Origin of the sequence: Alcaligenes sp. NLF5-7 (assembly GCF_024266725.1) — a bacterium.
GTDB lineage: Bacteria > Pseudomonadota > Gammaproteobacteria > Burkholderiales > Burkholderiaceae_B > Alcaligenes > Alcaligenes phenolicus.
In genome coordinates, this window is record NZ_CP100755.1 from 3,033,210 (window position 1) to 3,050,704 (window position 17,495).

General features: G+C 54.5%; 16 protein-coding genes and 3 tRNA genes. 17 read left to right on the forward strand and 2 right to left on the reverse strand.

Translation table 11 applies throughout. The features are described from left to right. Positions 1–359: 359 nt before the first annotated feature. Positions 360–445 (reverse strand) — tRNA-Leu (locus tag MID00_RS13955). Positions 446–457: 12 nt separating this feature from the next. Next, a tRNA-Ser gene (locus MID00_RS13960) sits at positions 458–547 on the reverse strand. Between the two features lie 233 nt (positions 548–780). On the opposite strand from MID00_RS13960, the gene MID00_RS13965 reads away from it, so the two are divergent. The 17 genes from MID00_RS13965 to nuoL all read left to right on the forward strand — a co-directional run bounded on the left by MID00_RS13965 (position 781) and on the right by nuoL (position 17,490). Further along, the gene (locus tag MID00_RS13965; protein WP_250755927.1) at positions 781–1,755 is read left to right on the forward strand and encodes an NAD(P)H-quinone oxidoreductase; all 975 of its coding nucleotides are present in this window, start codon (positions 781–783) and stop codon (positions 1,753–1,755) included. Positions 1,756–1,913: 158 nt separating this feature from the next. Continuing rightward, on the forward strand, positions 1,914–2,654 hold the full coding sequence (tpiA, locus tag MID00_RS13970; RefSeq protein ID WP_254498962.1) for a triose-phosphate isomerase: 741 nt from the start codon (positions 1,914–1,916) through the stop codon (positions 2,652–2,654). 18 nt (positions 2,655–2,672) lie between these two features. Then, positions 2,673–3,080, forward strand: coding sequence for a preprotein translocase subunit SecG (secG, locus tag MID00_RS13975; protein WP_121739292.1), 408 nt, complete (start codon positions 2,673–2,675; stop codon positions 3,078–3,080). Positions 3,081–3,300: 220 nt separating this feature from the next. Continuing rightward, positions 3,301–3,385 (forward strand) — tRNA-Leu (locus MID00_RS13980). Positions 3,386–4,005: 620 nt separating this feature from the next. Then, complete coding sequence (locus MID00_RS13985) at positions 4,006–5,199, forward strand: porin (RefSeq protein WP_003801062.1); 1,194 nt, start codon at positions 4,006–4,008, stop codon at positions 5,197–5,199. A 606-nt stretch (positions 5,200–5,805) separates the two neighbouring features. Beyond that, positions 5,806–6,165, forward strand: a complete 360-nt coding sequence (locus MID00_RS13990; RefSeq protein WP_003801061.1) for an NADH-quinone oxidoreductase subunit A — start codon at positions 5,806–5,808, stop codon at positions 6,163–6,165. A gap of 147 nt (positions 6,166–6,312) precedes the next feature. Continuing rightward, complete coding sequence (locus MID00_RS13995; RefSeq protein WP_003801059.1) at positions 6,313–6,789, forward strand: NADH-quinone oxidoreductase subunit B family protein; 477 nt, start codon at positions 6,313–6,315, stop codon at positions 6,787–6,789. A gap of 26 nt (positions 6,790–6,815) precedes the next feature. Next, positions 6,816–7,427: an NADH-quinone oxidoreductase subunit C gene (locus MID00_RS14000; RefSeq protein ID WP_254498963.1), complete on the forward strand. Its 612-nt coding sequence runs from the start codon at positions 6,816–6,818 to the stop codon at positions 7,425–7,427. A gap of 5 nt (positions 7,428–7,432) precedes the next feature. Further along, complete coding sequence (locus MID00_RS14005; RefSeq protein WP_009456688.1) at positions 7,433–8,686, forward strand: NADH-quinone oxidoreductase subunit D; 1,254 nt, start codon at positions 7,433–7,435, stop codon at positions 8,684–8,686. A 29-nt stretch (positions 8,687–8,715) separates the two neighbouring features. Beyond that, positions 8,716–9,210: an NADH-quinone oxidoreductase subunit NuoE gene (gene nuoE / locus MID00_RS14010; protein WP_026483139.1), complete on the forward strand. Its 495-nt coding sequence runs from the start codon at positions 8,716–8,718 to the stop codon at positions 9,208–9,210. Next, positions 9,207–10,574, forward strand: coding sequence for an NADH-quinone oxidoreductase subunit NuoF (nuoF, locus tag MID00_RS14015; protein WP_009456684.1), 1,368 nt, complete (start codon positions 9,207–9,209; stop codon positions 10,572–10,574). The genes nuoE and nuoF overlap by 4 nt, the downstream gene beginning before the upstream one ends. Positions 10,575–10,588: 14 nt before the next feature. After that, a complete protein-coding gene (gene nuoG, locus MID00_RS14020; RefSeq protein ID WP_035272463.1) occupies positions 10,589–12,919 on the forward strand; it encodes an NADH-quinone oxidoreductase subunit NuoG in 2,331 nt (776 codons plus the stop codon). Position 12,920: 1 nt separating this feature from the next. Next, positions 12,921–13,994 carry an NADH-quinone oxidoreductase subunit NuoH gene (gene nuoH / locus MID00_RS14025; RefSeq protein WP_060186470.1) on the forward strand — a complete coding sequence of 358 codons (1,074 nt, stop codon included), beginning with the start codon at positions 12,921–12,923 and terminating at the stop codon, positions 13,992–13,994. Between the two features lie 17 nt (positions 13,995–14,011). Then, positions 14,012–14,500 (forward strand): NADH-quinone oxidoreductase subunit NuoI, encoded by a 489-nt coding sequence (gene nuoI / locus MID00_RS14030; protein ID WP_003801051.1) that lies wholly within the window; start codon positions 14,012–14,014, stop codon positions 14,498–14,500. Between the two features lie 18 nt (positions 14,501–14,518). Continuing rightward, entirely contained in the window at positions 14,519–15,160 is a 642-nt protein-coding gene (locus MID00_RS14035; protein WP_009456678.1) for an NADH-quinone oxidoreductase subunit J, read from the forward strand. Between the two features lie 2 nt (positions 15,161–15,162). Then, on the forward strand, positions 15,163–15,471 hold the full coding sequence (nuoK, locus tag MID00_RS14040; protein WP_026483136.1) for an NADH-quinone oxidoreductase subunit NuoK: 309 nt from the start codon (positions 15,163–15,165) through the stop codon (positions 15,469–15,471). A gap of 15 nt (positions 15,472–15,486) precedes the next feature. After that, positions 15,487–17,490 carry an NADH-quinone oxidoreductase subunit L gene (nuoL, locus tag MID00_RS14045; protein ID WP_060186471.1) on the forward strand — a complete coding sequence of 668 codons (2,004 nt, stop codon included), beginning with the start codon at positions 15,487–15,489 and terminating at the stop codon, positions 17,488–17,490. Positions 17,491–17,495 lie beyond the last annotated feature (5 nt).

The window sequence follows — 17,495 nt, forward strand, 5'->3', positions numbered from 1 at the left end:
GTTTCAGCCGTAGCCTTAGTTGTAGTTGTAGTTGTAGTTGTAGTTGTAGTTATGGCTGTGACTGTGAATGTAACTGTGACTTTGCTTGTTGTTGGTTCGCTATTTTTGATCTGTTTGCTTCTTGGGAGCAGTTTCGGTCCTGGAGGAGCTGGAGAGGCTTTACTTACGGAGCGGGGGGTAAACAGTCGGTCAGGTTCAGGTGGTGCTTGCGGGGTGATGGCTTGGATTGGGTTTTCAGGCAGGACGCAAAAAAGCCCGCTTTGAAGCGAGCTTTCTTGATTGGTACTTATTTGTCACGAGCGAATAAAAACCGAGGTTTTTATGGTGGGCAAAGAGATCTGCCTGCTATCGTGAATATTTGGTGCATCCAGCCGGAATCGAACCGGCACGATCAAAGATCGAGGGATTTTAAGTCCCTTGCGTCTACCAATTCCGCCATGGATGCAGCGGGAGATGATGGCGGAAGCGGTGAGATTCGAACTCACGGATGGGTTACCCCATCGCCGGTTTTCAAGACCGGTCCATTCAACCGCTCTGGCACGCTTCCTGTCTGTTGGGCTTTTCTTCCTGATAAGTCACATGCACAAAAAAGCACGGAGGCCAGGAAAGCCCTAAAGTGTAACGTATAAATTTGCTAGCGTCATCGAAATAATCTGTTTTCATGGCTGGAATAGGGCGTTGATGCCAGTGCCTGTGATAGATTGCAGCAGGTAAGGCGGCTGCTTATGGTTTGTGCTTGCAGCCGCGCTGGAAAAATAGTCTAGATATCAGGGAGTAGGTATGCGAGCTGTTGAAATTACCGAGTTTGGAAAGCCGGAAGTGTTGCGAGTGGGCGAGCGCCCCATGCCACAAACAGGTCCTGGTGAAGTGCTGGTCAAGGTGCTGGCGGCGGGCGTGAACCGTCCGGATGTCTTGCAACGAGCAGGCGCTTACCCGCCACCGGCTGGTGCCTCTGATATTCCCGGCCTGGAACTGGCTGGTGAAATCGTATCGGGCGATGTGCAGGGCAGTGGGTTCAAGATTGGGGATCAGGTCTGTGCGTTGGTCACTGGTGGTGGCTATGCCGAATATTGTGTGGTGCCAGTACAGCAGTGCTTGCCTATTCCTGCGGGTTTCAGCTTGCTGGAGGCGGCGGGGCTGCCAGAAACTTTCTTCACTGTCTGGAGCAATGTGTTCGACCGTGGTCAGTTGAGCAAGGGTGAAACCCTGCTGGTTCATGGTGGTGCAAGCGGAATTGGAACAACAGCTATCCAGTTGGCAGTGGCTCTGGGGCATACGGTATATGCCACGGCAGGCAGTGATGAACGCGTGGAGGCCATTAATCGCTTGGGCGGAATCGGCATCAACTATAAAACCGAAGTTTACGAAGACGTCATCAAAAGCAAAACAGGCGGCCGTGGTGTTGATGTGATTCTGGATATGGTCTCTGGCGACTACATCAACCGGGATTTGACGTGTCTGGCCGATGACGGCCGTATCGTCATTATTGCTTTGCTAGGTGGGGTGAAGGCCACGATTAATTGTGGGGAGATTCTGCGTCGTCGCCTGACTATTACCGGCTCAACCTTGCGGTCCCGCTCTGTCGAGTTCAAGGCGCAACTGGCGCAGGCTCTGAAAGAGCGTGTCTGGCCTTTGCTGGAAGCAGGGCAGGTACGTCCCTTGATTCATGCCACTTTCCCCTTGGAAAAGGCGAGCGAAGCGCATGCCATGATGGAGGCGGGTGAGCAGGTGGGCAAGATCATTCTTGTTCCATAAAAGCAGCAAGGGTGGCATAGCCACCCTTTTTCTTGCCGTTCTGAAACGAATTTTCTGTCAAATATGCGCGAAATGGATTAGCACGCGCTACAATAGCCGGTTAGCTGCGCCTTGATTGTGGGCGTTGGTGTAACTTTTTGACTGGCATCAAGGGAGCAATGAGCGTACATTCTTCGCGTAAACGACTGGTTGCGGGTAATTGGAAATTAAATGGCTCGCTTGATGGCAACAGCCGTCTGCTGCAAGAACTGCTCGTTCAGCCTGGTGTGCAGGCAGATTGTGATGTGCTTGTATGCGTTCCTTATGTGTATTTGCCTCAGGTGGCAGGTGTCTTGAAAGATTCGACCATAGCGGTCGGTGCTCAAGATGTCAGTGTCCACGCCAAGGGTGCATACACTGGGGAAATCTCGGCGGCAATGCTGGCTGATATCGGCTGTCGCTGGGTGATTGTCGGGCATTCCGAACGCCGTCAGTATCACCAGGAAAGTAGCGCTCAGGTTGCCGCCAAAGTTGTTGCGGCACTGGATGCGGGCTTGACGCCTATTGTCTGTATTGGCGAGCAATTGGCTGATCGCGAGGCGGGGCAGGAAACCTGTGTGGTGCAAGATCAACTCGAACCTATCAAGGCTCTTGGGGCCGAGGTGGTCTCCAAGCTGGTGCTGGCCTATGAGCCGGTCTGGGCGATTGGTACGGGTCTGACTGCAACGCCGGAGCAAGCGCAGCAAATGCATCAGCAGATTCGCGCCTATATGGAATCGGATCAGTTGCGTATTTTGTACGGGGGCAGCGTGAAAGCGGATAATGCCGCAGAGCTGTTTGCCATGCCGGATATTGATGGTGCCTTGGTGGGTGGTGCATCTTTGGATGCGCAGGAATTTTTACGTATTGTGGCCGCTTAAAGGGTCTGGAGTCTTTAAATGCAAGATTGGATGTCTTCCGTTCTGATGGCGGTGCAGGTTATCTCCTCGCTGTTGATTATTGGTCTGGTGCTGCTGCAGCAAGGCAAGGGCGCTGATATGGGCTCGGCCTTTGGTGGCGGCTCGGCAGGTAGTGTGTTCGGCGCAGCAGGTGCGGCCAACTTTTTGTCGCGCATGACTAAATGGGCGGCAATTGTCTTTTTTGTGTCTACTGGCGGTTTGGCTTGGGTGGCTCACCACCCAGCGCAAAAGGCTGATGCGGGTGTGATGCAGGGGTATGAATCCTCTGTGCCTGGTGCGGCTTCATCGGGTGCTGCTTCGGTTCCTGCGCCAGCGGCTTCAGTGCCTGCGGCCGTGCCTTCGGCAACTCCTGAGCAGAGCGCTCCAGCAGTTCCTGCTGCGGAGTAAGTCTGGGTCTGTTTGTGGGTTTCTCGTCGCTTTCTATGTAAGCGATCGCAAAGAGCAGGGTCGGAAGCTGCGATATCAAAGCCCGCTGTAACGGCGGGCTTTGTTCATTTTGCGATGTTTGTGTGGAATATGCCTGAGAACGGGTTTTTTTGAGTGTTTTGGCTTGTTTTGTACTGACAGTCTTACTTTTGTCATGCTAATATCGCTGTCTTGATTGCTTGCCGACGTGGTGGAATTGGTAGACACGCTATCTTGAGGGGGTAGTGGCGAAAGCTGTACGAGTTCGAGTCTCGTCGTCGGCACCAAAAAAATGCAGTGATGCTCTGTCATTGCAGGGCTTGAAAATAAAACCTGATCCTGAGAAGGACGGGTTTTTTTTTGCCATTTTTTTGGTGCTTGGGAGTTTGCTTAGATTGCGGGATTTTTGGGCGGTACTGGGGTGTTTGTTCTGGTTTGAAAAAGGCTTCGGCTGAGTCAGCGCGTTCTGAGTTTTGTTAAGTCTTTGTTTCTCGCAATATGAGAAATTGTCATTATCACCGCTTTGGGTGTCCCGAGTTTGGGATGGGCTTTTGGGTGCTTGCTTCCAGTTAGACGGCAGGGTTTGGTTTTTTGTCGTATTTCCACAAGACCAGTGTTGGCGACAGATTGCCAGCGGGAGTTAAAGCAAGTTCTTAAGAGGGGGCTGGTTTTAGCTCGCTAATTATCGCCCTTGGTTGAGGTGGCTTGGAAAGCCGCTATAAGTGGGTTTTTGTTGTGTATAGCCAACAAGCTGTGCACAAAGATTCACGTTTCCGAAGGGTTTCGTAGTCAAGCGACGGGAATTTTGATGCAATAGCGTTAACTTCCCATCGCGGAGTTAGAAAGAGCAGCAGCACTGTTGTAGTTGGGCTGCTCTGATTTACTCAAATCTACGGAGATTTCTTACATGAAAAAGACTCTGCTCGCTGCTGCTCTGATGGCCGGCTTCGCTGGCGTCGCACACGCAGAAACGTCTGTCACCCTGTACGGTATTCTGGACGGTGGTATCGGTTACCAAAAATTCAAAGCTACTGAGGACTACACCTCCAACGGTAACGGTGGTTCTTACGAACAGAAGAAAACCGGTATGATCAACGGCATCCAGTCGGGCAACCGCTGGGGTCTGAAAGGTTCCGAAGATCTGGGCGATGGCCTGCGCGCTGTATTCCAACTGGAAAGCGGCTTTGACCTGTCCACCGGTAAATCCGCTCAAGGTGGCCGTCTGTTCGGTCGTCACGCCACTCTGGGTCTGGCTGGTGACAGCTGGGGTCAATTGGACTTCGGTCGTCAAACTAATATCGCCTCCAAGTACTTGCCAGGCGTAGCCGATCCTTTCGGCGGTGGTTTCGACCAAGCTAACATTGGTGGTGCTTTCACAGCCGCTAACACCACTCGTTACGACAACATGGTCATGTACCAAACCCCTAACTTCTCCGGCTTCCAGTTCGGCGTTGGTTACTCTTTCAACACTGATGGCTCTCAAGTCGCTAAGATTAACGAAGTTAACAACATTAATGATGGTCTGGAGCGCAACCAGCGCGCCGTGACCACCGGTCTGCGTTACGTTAACGGCCCTATCGGTGTTGCTCTGACATACGATCAGTACAAAACTGCTGAAAGCCGTGCTGTTGTGAATGGTCCAGTGAGCGGTGGTGACACTGTTAAGTCCTGGAACATCGGTGGTAGCTACGACTTTGAAGTTGTGAAGGCTTACTTGGCTTTCGGTCAAACCCGTGACGGTTTGTTCGCTGCTCAGTCCTACAGCGGTTTTGGCTTGGGTGATGTGCTGGATGCTTACAACAATCCTAGCCTGGACGGCTTGAAAGTTAACTCCTACTTGGTCGGTTTGTCCGCTCCAGTGGGTGCCGGTACTGTGATGGGTTCCTGGACAATGGCTGATCCTCGTTCGGCTCCAGATGTTTTGGCTAATTCCAACCTGTCGTGGGAAATGAAGAAACAGCACACGTTCAGCCTGGGTTACAGCCACCCACTGAGCAAGCGCACGAACGTGTACGCCATCGGCTCCTACGCCAAGAACGTGTACTTCCTGCCTGATGCTAAGTCGACTCTGATCGGCGTCGGTCTGCGTCACCAGTTCTAATCGTTTCGCGTAGCTTGTCTACGCGTTGCGAAGGGCAAATCTCCGGACTTGCCTGAACTGTAGAAGTATAAAAAGCCATCCTTCGGGATGGCTTTTTTATTGTCTACTGCTTTTTTGAGGCCTCTGCTTAAGTCCGTTTGGGCTATAGAGGCTTTATTGGGTTTTGTCGCTCGTGTTTATGGGTTCGTTGGTATGTGTTGGCTATTGGTGTAAGGTCCGTGAGTTTCCTGGGGTGGTGCTCTGTTGTTGTGGTGTGGGGTCTGGGGCCGGAGCTGGGGTGCGTGCTAAACCCTTCTAACGACCATTGCGACTACTTGGTCTTGTTTGGCTTGCTTACAAAATAAGCAGGAAAAATCATTTTCTTCTGTTTGGTGGCTGACATTTACCTTACAAAAACGAGTAAGATATTTGATTGAGGTCTACAATCACAACCCTTAATAGAATAAATAATCAATAGTTGAAGGGTTTCCAGTCAGGTAGCTGACAGTTTTTGCGGCATGGGTGCAACACCCTTGCATAGATGTAATGGTTTGGGGTTATCCCCCAAAACTGTGCTCTCAAAATGCTACAATCCAAGAGTTTATTTACTGCGATTGGATGCTTTGCATGAACCTGCAAGAGTACTTTCCCGTTTTGCTATTTATCATCGTCGCCACTGGGATTGGCCTGGCTCTACTTTTAGTCGGTCGAGTGCTCGGTCCAAACCGGCCCGATGCTGAAAAGCTCTCTCCTTACGAATGCGGTTTTGAAGCATTCGGTGATTCGCGCATGAAGGTGGACATTCGTTACTACCTGATCGCGATTCTGTTCATCATGTTCGATCTGGAAATCGCTTTTCTGTTTCCCTGGGCCATGGCCAATGGAACAGTAGGCCTGGTCGGTTTCTGGACCGTTATGGCGTTCCTGGCCGTTTTGACGGTCGGTTTTATCTACGAATGGAAAAAAGGCGCTCTGGACTGGGAGTAAACCCATCCATAGAGAACCCTGCTAGGGGTTTTCGCGTCTGCTGCTGGGCATAAGGGGCACGAGGATGCGTCTTGATGACAGCGGGTTTGGTCAGCAACAGGATAGGCCGGGGCTTCCCAGGGTCTGATCCGGCAAAAGGCAACTACTATGGCTATCGACGGCATTCTCAAAGAAGGTTTTGTGACGACCAGTGCAGACAAGTTTCTGAACTGGGCAAAAACAGGGTCCATGTGGCCCATGACATTTGGTCTGGCCTGTTGTGCAGTGGAAATGATGCACGCTGGTGCAGCTCGTTATGACCTGGACCAATTCGGCATTATTTTCCGTCCCAGTCCACGTCAATCTGACTTGATGATTGTGGCGGGCACCCTGTGCAACAAGATGGCACCCGCCTTGCGCAAGGTGTACGACCAGATGGCCGAGCCACGCTGGGTCGTTTCCATGGGCTCCTGTGCCAACGGTGGCGGTTACTACCACTACTCCTACTCGGTCGTTCGCGGCTGTGATCGCATCGTGCCGGTAGATGTGTACGTGCCAGGCTGCCCTCCGACTGCTGAGGCTTTGGTTTACGGCTTGCTGCAGATGCAGAACAAGATCCGTTTGACCAATACCATCGCACGCTGAACGGTTAGAACAGGCTAAACAAGACTATGACACGGCTAGAAACTTTAAAAACCAACTTGCTCTCTATCCTTGGCGAGCAGGCTGCGTTGACGCAAGCGCGCAATGAACTCACTTTGGAAGTGCCCGCTGATGCATGGGTCGACACTTGCACATTGCTTCGCGACCACGCTGATCTGCGCTTTGAGACCTGTATCGACTTGTGCGGGATTGATTATTCCGCCTGGAAAGCGCCTACCTATCAGGCTGCATCGGCTCAGTTCCCCCATCGCTTTGCCGTTGTGCTGCACCTGATGTCCTTGAAGCACAACTGGCGCCTGCGTGTGCGCTGCTTTGTGCCCAACGACGATTTCCCCACTTTGCCAACCCTGTTCGAGGTCTGGCCGTCGGTGAACTGGTTCGAGCGCGAGGCGTTTGACCTGTACGGCATTATTTTCGAGAACCACCCTGATCTGCGTCGCATCCTGACCGACTATGGTTTTATCGGTCATCCGTTCCGCAAAGACTTCCCCATCTCCGGCTACGTCGAAATGCGCTATGACACCGAGCAGAAGCGGGTCATTTACCAGCCCGTCACCATCGAGCCGCGTGAAATCACGCCACGAGTGGTGCGCGAGGACGATTACGGAATTGGGCGATAAGCATCATGGCAGAAATTCAAAACTACACCCTGAACTTTGGTCCTCAGCACCCAGCCGCACACGGTGTGTTGCGTTTGGTGCTTGAGCTGGACGGCGAAGTCATTCAGCGTGCTGACCCCCATATTGGTCTGTTGCATCGTGCCACCGAAAAGCTGGCCGAGCACCGCACTTTCCTGCAAACCCTGCCATACATGGATCGTCTGGACTATGTGTCCATGATGGTCAACGAGCACGCTTACTGTATGGCCGTGGAGCGTCTGGTCGGTGTTGAGGTGCCGTTGCGTGCTCAATACATCCGCGTCATGTTTGACGAGATTACCCGCATCCTTAACCACCTGATGTCGGTCGGTTCGCATGCGCTGGACGTGGGTGCCATGGCTGTGTTCCTGTACGCCTTCCGTGAACGTGAAGACCTGATGGACTGCTACGAAGCGGTCTCCGGCGCCCGTTTGCACGCGGCCTACTACCGTCCAGGTGGCGTTTACCGCGATCTGCCCGGCACCATGCCACAGTACAAGGCCAACAAATACCGCTCCGACAAAGAACTGAAAGCCATGAACGAAGCGCGTTCGGGTTCTTTGCTGGATTTCATCGAAGACTTCACCAACCGTTTCCCCACTTGTGTTGACGAATACGAAACCCTGCTGACCGATAACCGTATCTGGAAGCAGCGTCTGGTGGGCGTGGGCGTCGTGGATCCTGATCGCGCCAAGGCGCTGGGCTTTACCGGCCCCATGCTGCGTGGTTCGGGCGTTGAGTGGGATCTGCGCAAGATGCAGCCCTACGAAGTCTATGATCGCGTCGAATTTGATATTCCTGTGGGTCGCAACGGTGACTCTTACGACCGTTACCTTGTTCGTATCGCGGAAATGCGCGAGAGCAACCGCATCATCCGTCAGTGTGTACAGTGGCTGCGCAACAACCCCGGTCCTGTCATCACGGATAACCACAAAGTGGCACCGCCATCGCGCGAACGCATGAAAACCGGGATGGAGGACTTGATCCACCATTTCAAACTGTTCTCCGAAGGTATGCACGTGCCTACTGGCGAAGTGTATGCCGGTGTGGAGCATCCCAAGGGCGAGTTTGGCATTTATCTGGTATCTGACGGCGGTAACAAGCCTTACCGCATGAAGATCCGTGCTCCGGGCTTCGTCCACTTGCAGGCCCTCGATGAAATGAGCCGCGGTCACATGATTGCCGACGCGGTAACGATCATCGGCACGCAGGACATTGTGTTTGGCGAGATCGACCGCTAAGGTCGCGCCTGGAAAAACGGAACCGAATTATGTTGCTTTCCGAAAAAGCCTACCAACAGATAGATAAGGAACTGAGCAAGTTCCCGGCAGATCAACGTCGCTCTGCCATCATGGCCTCCCTGGCCATTGCCCAGCAGGAAAAAGGCTGGGTATCGCCAGAAATTATCGAGGATGTGGCTCAATACATTGGCGTGGAGCCTATCGCTGTGCAGGAGGTTGCGACCTTCTACAACATGTTCCACACCAAGCCCGTTGGCCGCGTCACCATTTCCGTTTGCACCAACTTGCCCTGTGCGCTGCGTGATGGCGTCAAGGCTGGCGAGTACCTGAAAGAGAAACTGGGTATCGAATACGGTGAAACCACGGCGGACGGCCAGTTCTCCCTGATCATGGGAGAGTGCATGGGTTCATGTGGTGATTCGCCCGTCATGCTGCTGAACAATCAGCATATGTGCGTGCGCATGGAAGCCGAGCGCATTGATGCCATGCTCGAAGAATTGAAGACACACGGAGAATCGGCATGATTGCACCGGACATTCTGCGCAAGTTCGCACAGGGATTGGAACCTAACCCTGGTGGCGACCTGTCGCGCAGCATGATTTTTCATGATCGTCATATTCAGCCACAGATTCTGGCTGGTTTGAACGGCGACAACTGGGGCCTGGAAGAGTACGTCAAGCGTGGTGGCTATGAAGCTCTGCGTAAAGTACTGACTACCGGCATGAAGCCCGAAGACGTGATTGCTGAAGTCAAGACTTCGGCCTTGCGCGGTCGTGGTGGTGCAGGTTTTCCATCGGGTTTGAAGTGGAGCTTCATGCCCCGCAGCTTGCCCGGTCAAAAGTACCTGGTATGTAACTCCGACGAGGGCGAACCCGGCACTTTCAAAGACCGCGATATCCTGCGTTTCAACCCGCACATCGTGATCGAAGGCATGGCCATTGCAGCCTACGCCATGGGTATTACCGTGGGCTACAACTACATCCACGGTGAAGTGTTCGAAATCTATCAGCGTTTTGAAGAAGCGCTGGAACAGGCCCGTGCGGCAGGCTTTCTGGGTGACAAGATCCTGGGTTCGGATTTCAGCTTCCAGCTGCATGCGTTCCACGGTTACGGTGCCTATATTTGCGGTGAAGAAACTGCGCTGCTGGAGTCCCTGGAAGGCAAGAAGGGCCAGCCTCGCTTCAAACCACCATTCCCGGCCAGTTTTGGTCTGTACGGCAAGCCGACGACCATCAACAACACCGAAACCTTCGCGGCTGTACCCTGGATTTTGCGCAACAGCGGTCAGGAATACCTGGAAGTGGGTATCCCCAATGCGGGCGGTACCAAGATCTTCTCCATTACTGGCGACGTAGAGCGTCCCGGTAACTACGAAGTGCCTCTGGGTACGCCGTTTGCCACCTTGCTGGAATTGGCAGGCGGCATGCGCGACGGTCGCAAACTGAAAGCTGTGATCCCTGGTGGTTCCAGCTCGCCCGTTTTGCCCGCCGACATCATCATGGCGACCAACCTGGACTATGACTCCATTGCCAAGGCTGGTTCCATGCTGGGTTCGGGCGCTGTCATCGTGATGGACGAGACTCGTTGCATGGTCAAGTCCCTGCTGCGCCTGTCCTATTTTTACTATCACGAAAGCTGCGGCCAGTGCACGCCGTGCCGGGAAGGCACAGGCTGGTTGTGGCGCATGGTGCATCGTATCGAGAACGGTCAAGGTCGCCCAGAAGATCTGGACATGCTCGATGACATCGCACAGAACATCATGGGTCGCACCATTTGCGCCCTGGGTGATGCTGCTGCCATGCCGGTGCGCAGTTTCGTTAAGCATTTCCGCGACGAGTTCGCACACCACATCGAGCATAAAGGCTGTGTGGTGCCTCAATATTTGTAGGCCAGGACAACGTAATGGTAGAACTCACCATCGATGGCATTAAAGTTGACGCCCCGGAAGGCAGCATGGTCATTCAGGCTGCCCATGACGCCGGGGTCTACGTGCCGCACTTCTGTTATCACAAAAAACTGAGTATTGCCGCCAACTGCCGCATGTGTTTGGTGGACGTGGAAAAAGCGCCCAAGCCTTTGCCTGCTTGCGCCACTCCCGTCACCAACGGCATGGTTGTGCGTACTCGTTCGGAAAAAGCCATTGCCGCTCAAAAAAGCGTCATGGAATTCCTGCTGATCAACCACCCCCTGGATTGCCCCGTGTGCGACCAGGGCGGTGAGTGTCAGCTACAGGATCTGGCCGTGGGTTACGGTGGCTCCGAGTCGCGCTACAAGGAAGAAAAGCGCGTTGTGGCCGCCAAATCCATGGGCCCACTGATCTCGACCGAAGCCATGCAGCGCTGCATTCACTGCACCCGCTGTGTGCGTACGGGCGAAGAAATCGCCGGCGTTCAAGAGGTTGGTATGCTCAACCGCGGCGAGCACGCCGAAATCACCACCTTCGTGGGTCGCGCAGTCGAGTCCGAATTGTCGGGCAACATGATTGACGTTTGCCCCGTGGGTGCCTTGCTGTCCAAACCCTTCCGCTTCAATGCCCGTACCTGGGAACTGGCCCGTCGTCGCAGCGTTAGCCCGCACGACAGCGTGGGTGCCAACCTGGTGCTGCAAGCCAAGATGGACAAGGTGCTGCGTGTTGTTCCTTTCGAGAACGACGAAGTCAACGAGTGCTGGATCAGCGACCGTGACCGTTTCTCCTACGAAGGCCTGTACACCGAAGATCGTCTGACTCGCCCCATGGTGCGCGGTGATGACGGCCAGTGGCGCGAAGCCTCCTGGAACGACGCCATGCAAACCATCGTTGCCGGCATGAACGCCGTGCGCGAGAAGTTTGGTGCAGATCAGCTGGGCTGTATTGGTTCGGCTACCTCCACGACTGAAGAACTGGCTTTGCTGGCTCGTCTGGGTCGTGCTCTGGGTACCGAAAACGTGGACTTCCGTCTGCGTCAGACCGATGCCCGTCTGGATGGTGCTCTGGCCGGTGTGCCTTGGTTGGGTATGCCTCTGACCGCCTTGAACGAGCTCGATCGCGTTCTGGTCGTGGGCTCCTTCCTGCGTAAAGATCACCCCTTGATGGCCCAGCGTCTGCGTCAGGCTGTCAAACGTGGCGCTCAAGTTTCCTTTATTGATTCGGCTGCCGATAATCCATTGTTCAATGCGATTGCTGGCCGCATGACGGTGGCTCCCAGCCAGTTGGCCAACTCTCTGGCTCAAGTGCTGGTTGCCGTTGCCAAAGCCAAAGACAGCGCAGTTCCTGCGGGTCTGGAAGGCGTGCAAGTTTCTGCTGAAGCTCAGCAGATTGCTGACAGCCTGGTTTCCGGCGAACGCGTGGCTATCTTGCTGGGCAATATGGCTGTCAACTCGGATCAGGCTAGCGTAATTGCTGCCAACGCCAATGCGATTGCACAGGCTAGCGGTGCCAAGCTGGGCTTCCTGACTGCCGGTGGTAACACCGTGGGTGGCTACTTGGCTAACGCCGTACCGGGCAAGGGCGGTTTGACTGCCGAGCAAATGCTGGCTCAAACCCTGCGTGCTTACCTGGTTCTGAATGTTGAGCCAGCACTGGACAGCGATCTGGGCGAACGTGCAGTAGAAACACTGAAGTCCGCCACCTTCTCGGTCGCGCTGACTTCCTATCGTTCCGCTGCCGAGCAGTGGGCCGATGTGATGCTGCCCGTGTCTCCTTTCACTGAAACCTCCGGCACCTTCGTGAACGCCGAAGGCCGTGTACAAAGCTTCAAGGGTGCTGCTGCTCCTGTGGGCGATACACGTCCGGCCTGGAAGGTTCTGCGCGTGCTGGGCAATCTGTTCCAGCTGGATGGTTTTGACGATGAAACCTCGGAATCGGTTCGTGACTCTGTCATGGCTGCCGGTGTGGAATCGCGTCTGTCCAACCAGATCAATCTGGCTGCCAGCGTTCTGCCTGCAGCAAGCGGTCTGGAGCGTGTGGCTGATGTGCCTATCTACCGTAGCGATGCGCTGGTGCGCCGTTCGGCTCCCTTGCAGGAAACACCTGCTTCGGCAGCACCTACGGCTCGCATGGCCGCTGCCACGCTGGCCCAACTGGGTCTGGCTGACGGCGATCTGGTAAAGGTTCGTTCTTCGCAAGGCGAAGTCAGCCTGCCAGCTCAGCTGGATGACACCGTGGCATTGAACTCGGTGCGTGTTGCCACCGCTTTTTCTGAAACAGCCGCTTTGGGTAGCGCATTCGGTCAATTGACAGTGGAGCGTGCATAACATGGAATTTCTCTCTGCCATCAATAGCTACGGCACGGACCTGCTGGGTCCGACCGCATGGTATGTGGTGTGGACGCTGCTGAAGGTTGTTGCCATCGCTGTGCCCGTCATTCTGTGTGTTGCCTACCTGACTTACTGGGAACGCAAGATGATCGGCTTCATGCACGTTCGTCTGGGACCAACCCGTGTTGGTTACCGTGGCTTGCTGCAGCCTTTCGCTGACGTTTTCAAACTGCTGACCAAAGAGCTGATCGTTCCTGCGAAGTCCAACAAGGTCCTGTACCTGCTGGCTCCGGTTGTGACGCTGATGCCTGCTCTGGCTGCCTGGGCTGTGATTCCTTTCAGCCCCGATGTGGTTCTGTCCGACGTTAACGCCGGTCTGCTGTACATTCTGGCGATTACCTCGCTGGGTGTGTACGGTGTGATCGTGGCCGGTTGGGCTTCCAACTCCAAGTACGCCTTGCTGGGTGGTCTGCGTGCAGCCGCTCAGGTGCTGTCCTACGAGCTGGCCATCGGTTTCGTGCTGATTACCGTGCTGCTGGTTTCCGGCACGCTGAATCTGTCGGGCATCGTGCTTGGTCAGACTCAGGGTTACTTTGCGGACAAGGGCTTGAACTTCCTGTCCTGGAACTGGCTGCCATTGCTGCCACTGTTTGTGATCTACGTGATTTCCGCCGTTGCTGAAACCAACCGTCACCCGTTTGACGTGGTGGAAGGCGAATCGGAAATTGTGGCCGGTCCCATGGTGGAGTACTCCGGTACCGGTTTCGCTCTGTTCTTCCTGGGCGAATACGCCAACATGATTTTCCTGTCGGCTCTGGCGTCCATCATGTTCTTGGGTGGCTGGACTCCCATTGTCGAGTTCGCTCCATTTACCTGGATTCCGGGGTGGCTGTGGCTGGGTCTGAAGACCTTTGTCGTGGTCTCCATGTTCATCTGGTTCCGTGCAACGTTCCCACGTTACCGCTATGACCAGATCATGCGTTTGGGCTGGAAAGTATTTATCCCGCTGACCGGTGTTTGGCTGGTTATTGTGGCGATCTGGATGCAGACGCCCTGGAACATCTGGCATTAAGGCTAAGGGGCAAGATTATGGAAGCAATCAAAGATTTCTTTGGCAGCCTGATGCTGTCCGAGATGCTCAAAGGCATGCGCCTGACGGGGAAGTATTTCTTCAAGCGCAAGGTAACCCTGCGTTATCCCGTTGAAACCACGCCCGCTTCGCCACGTTTTCGCGGTCTGCACGCTTTGCGTCGCTACGAAAACGGCGAAGAGCGTTGCATCGCGTGCAAACTGTGCGAGGCCGTATGTCCCGCCATGGCCATCTCGATCGAATCGGCAGAGCGCGAGGACGGTACCCGTCGTACTACGCGTTATGACATCGATCTGGCCAAGTGTATTTTCTGTGGTTTCTGTGAAGAAAGCTGCCCGGTCGATTCGATCGTGGAAACGCACATTCACGAGTACCACGGTGAAAAACGCGGCGATTTGTACTACACCAAGGACATGCTGCTGGCTATCGGTGACCGCTACGAAGACGAGATCGCTCGTCGTCGTGCCGCAGATGCACCTTATCGCTAAGGCCGGAGCTCTACACTCATGTTATTTACTACTGTTCTGTTTTATGTGCTGGCGCTGGTGATGGTGGTGGCCGCGTATCGCGTGATCGCTGCTAAAAACCCGGTTACAGCCGTATTGCATTTGATTCTGGTGTTCTTCACGGCCGCCATGATGTGGATCACGATGGGCGCCGAGTTCCTGGGCCTCTTGCTGGTGGTGGTCTATGTGGGCGCCGTGATGGTGATGTTCCTGTTCGTCATCATGATGCTGGACGTTCGTCAGGAATCCGCTGCCAAGAAATTCAAGGCTCACGTGCCTATGGGGCTGTTGATCGGCGCCATCATGGTTCTGGAAATGGGCTTTGTGCTGACCAAACTGTGGTTCACGACGGCACCTGCTGCCGCGGTGGCTGCGGACTACAACAACACCCGTGTGATTGGCGAGTTGATGTACTCCCAGTACGTGCTGGCGGTGTTGCTCGGTGGCATTGTGCTGCTGGTTGGCATGATCTCGGCCATTGCACTGACTCTGCGTAAACGTGAAGGTGTCAAACGCACCGTTTCCAGCGAACAAGTCAAGGTTCGTTCGCAAGACCGTCTGCGCATGGTTTCCATTCCTTCTCAAACCGAAAAGCCGTCGGCGTCCAGTTCGGCTGACGCTGTCGTGCCAGGAGACAAATGATGATGACGCTGACGCTTGCGCACTATTTGGTCCTGGGCGCTGTGCTGTTCACGATCGGCCTGTTCGGCTTTTTCCTGAACCGTCGCAACCTGATTATCTTGCTCATGTCTGTTGAGCTGATTCTTTTGTCGGCCAACATGAACTTTGTGGCCTTCTCCACCTGGATGGGCAACGAGGCAGGTCAGGTGTTTGTCTTTTTCGTCCTGACGGTCGCTGCGGCCGAGGCGGCCATTGGTCTTGCAATTCTGGTTCTGTTGTTCCGTAACCTTAATTCGATCAATGTCCAGGATCTCGACCAGCTCAAGGGTTGATGGGATAGCACACTAATGAACTCCATAAATCTTTACTTAACGATTGCGCTTGCTCCCCTGGTGGGTTCGGCGCTAGCCGGTTTGTTCGGTACCGGCTTTCTGGGTCGATTTATCGGCAAGACAGGCGCTCACCTGATTACGATCGCGGGCGTGCTGATTTCCTTTATCGGCTCGGTCATGGTCATGTTGCAGGTTCTGGAAGGCCAGACCTTCAACGGTCCGGTCTACACCTGGATCACCATTGGCAGCATTCAGTGGGATATCGGTTTCCTGATCGACAAGCTGACTGCCCTGATGATGGTGGTGGTGACGTCCGTGTCGCTGATGGTGCATATCTACACCATTGGCTACATGAAGGATGATCCGGGCTACCAGCGCTTTTTCTCCTACATCTCGCTGTTTACCTTCTCGATGCTGATGCTGGTCATGTCCAACAACATGCTGCAGCTGTTCTTCGGTTGGGAAGCGGTGGGTCTGGTGTCTTACCTGCTGATCGGTTTCTGGTACGAGCGCAAGACTGCCATTTTTGCCAACATGAAGGCCTTCCTGGTCAACCGTGTGGGTGACTTCGGTTTTGCTCTGGGTATTGGCTTGCTCTACGCCTACACCGGCTCCATGAACTACAGCGACGTGTTCGCCAAGGTTCAGGAACTGAGCACCATGACATTCCCCGGTACTGACTGGCAATTGCTGACCGTTGCTGCTCTGGCCCTGTTTGTGGGTGCCATGGGTAAATCGGCTCAGGTTCCTTTGCACAGCTGGCTGCCTGACTCCATGGAAGGTCCTACTCCTATCTCGGCGCTGATTCACGCCGCGACCATGGTGACGGCCGGTATCTTCATGGTGGCTCGTTTCTCGCCTGTGTTTGAACAGTCGACAACCGCGCTGTCCTTCATCATCGTGATCGGTGCAACGGGTGCCTTGTTCCTGGGCTTGCTGGGTATTATCCAGAACGACGTCAAACGCGTTGTGGCTTACTCCACCTTGTCCCAGCTGGGTTACATGACGGTAGCTCTGGGTGCTTCGGCTTACTCGGCTGCTGTGTTCCACCTGATGACACACGCTTTCTTCAAAGCCTTGCTGTTCCTGGGTGCTGGTTCGGTGATTATCGGTATGCACCACGATCAGGACATCCGCAATATGGGTGGTCTGCGCAAGTACATGCCTATTACCTGGCTGACTTTCCTGATCGGTACGCTGGCTCTGGTGGGTACGCCGTTCTTCTCGGGTTTCTACTCGAAAGAGCACATCATCGAAGCCGCAGGCGAAGCCGGTATCTGGGGTTCGACCTACGCTTACTACGCCACACTGATCGGTGTGTTCGTCACCTCGCTGTACTCCTTCCGTCTGTACTTCCTGGTATTCCACGGCAAAGAGCGCTTCCGTGACGTCAAGCACGACGAGTCGCATGGTCACGACGACCATCACGCTCACGGTGGCGATCCTCACGAGTCGCCTTGGGTGGTTACGCTGCCTCTGGTTCTGCTGGCCATTCCGTCGATCTTCGCCGGTATCTGGTTCGTTGATCCATTGCTGTTCGGTGGCTACTTTGAAGGCATTGTGACGGTTCTGCCTGACCATCCTGCAATGGCAACGCTGGCCGAGCACTGGACCGACTGGATGGCTTACGCCGTACACGGTTTTGGCACACTGCCATTCTGGCTGGTTGTGGCTGGTGCTGTGGTGGCCTGGTACATGTACCTGGTTAATCCTGCTTTGCCTGCCGCTATCAAAAAGAACTGCTCTTTTATCTACCGTATCCTGGAGAACAAGTACTACGTTGACTGGTTCAACGAGCAAGTGCTGTCTCGTGGCGTTCGCTGCCTGGGTACGGGCCTCTGGAAAGGTGCTGACCGCGGTCTGATTGACGGCCTGGTGGTCAACGGTAGTGCACGCGTAGTGGGCTGGGTGGCTGCAATCAGCCGTCATATCCAGTCCGGCTATGTCTATCACTACGCCTTTGCCATGATCCTCGGGATCCTGGCGCTCTTATCCTTTTTTGTACTGACGGTTCGGTAAATGGC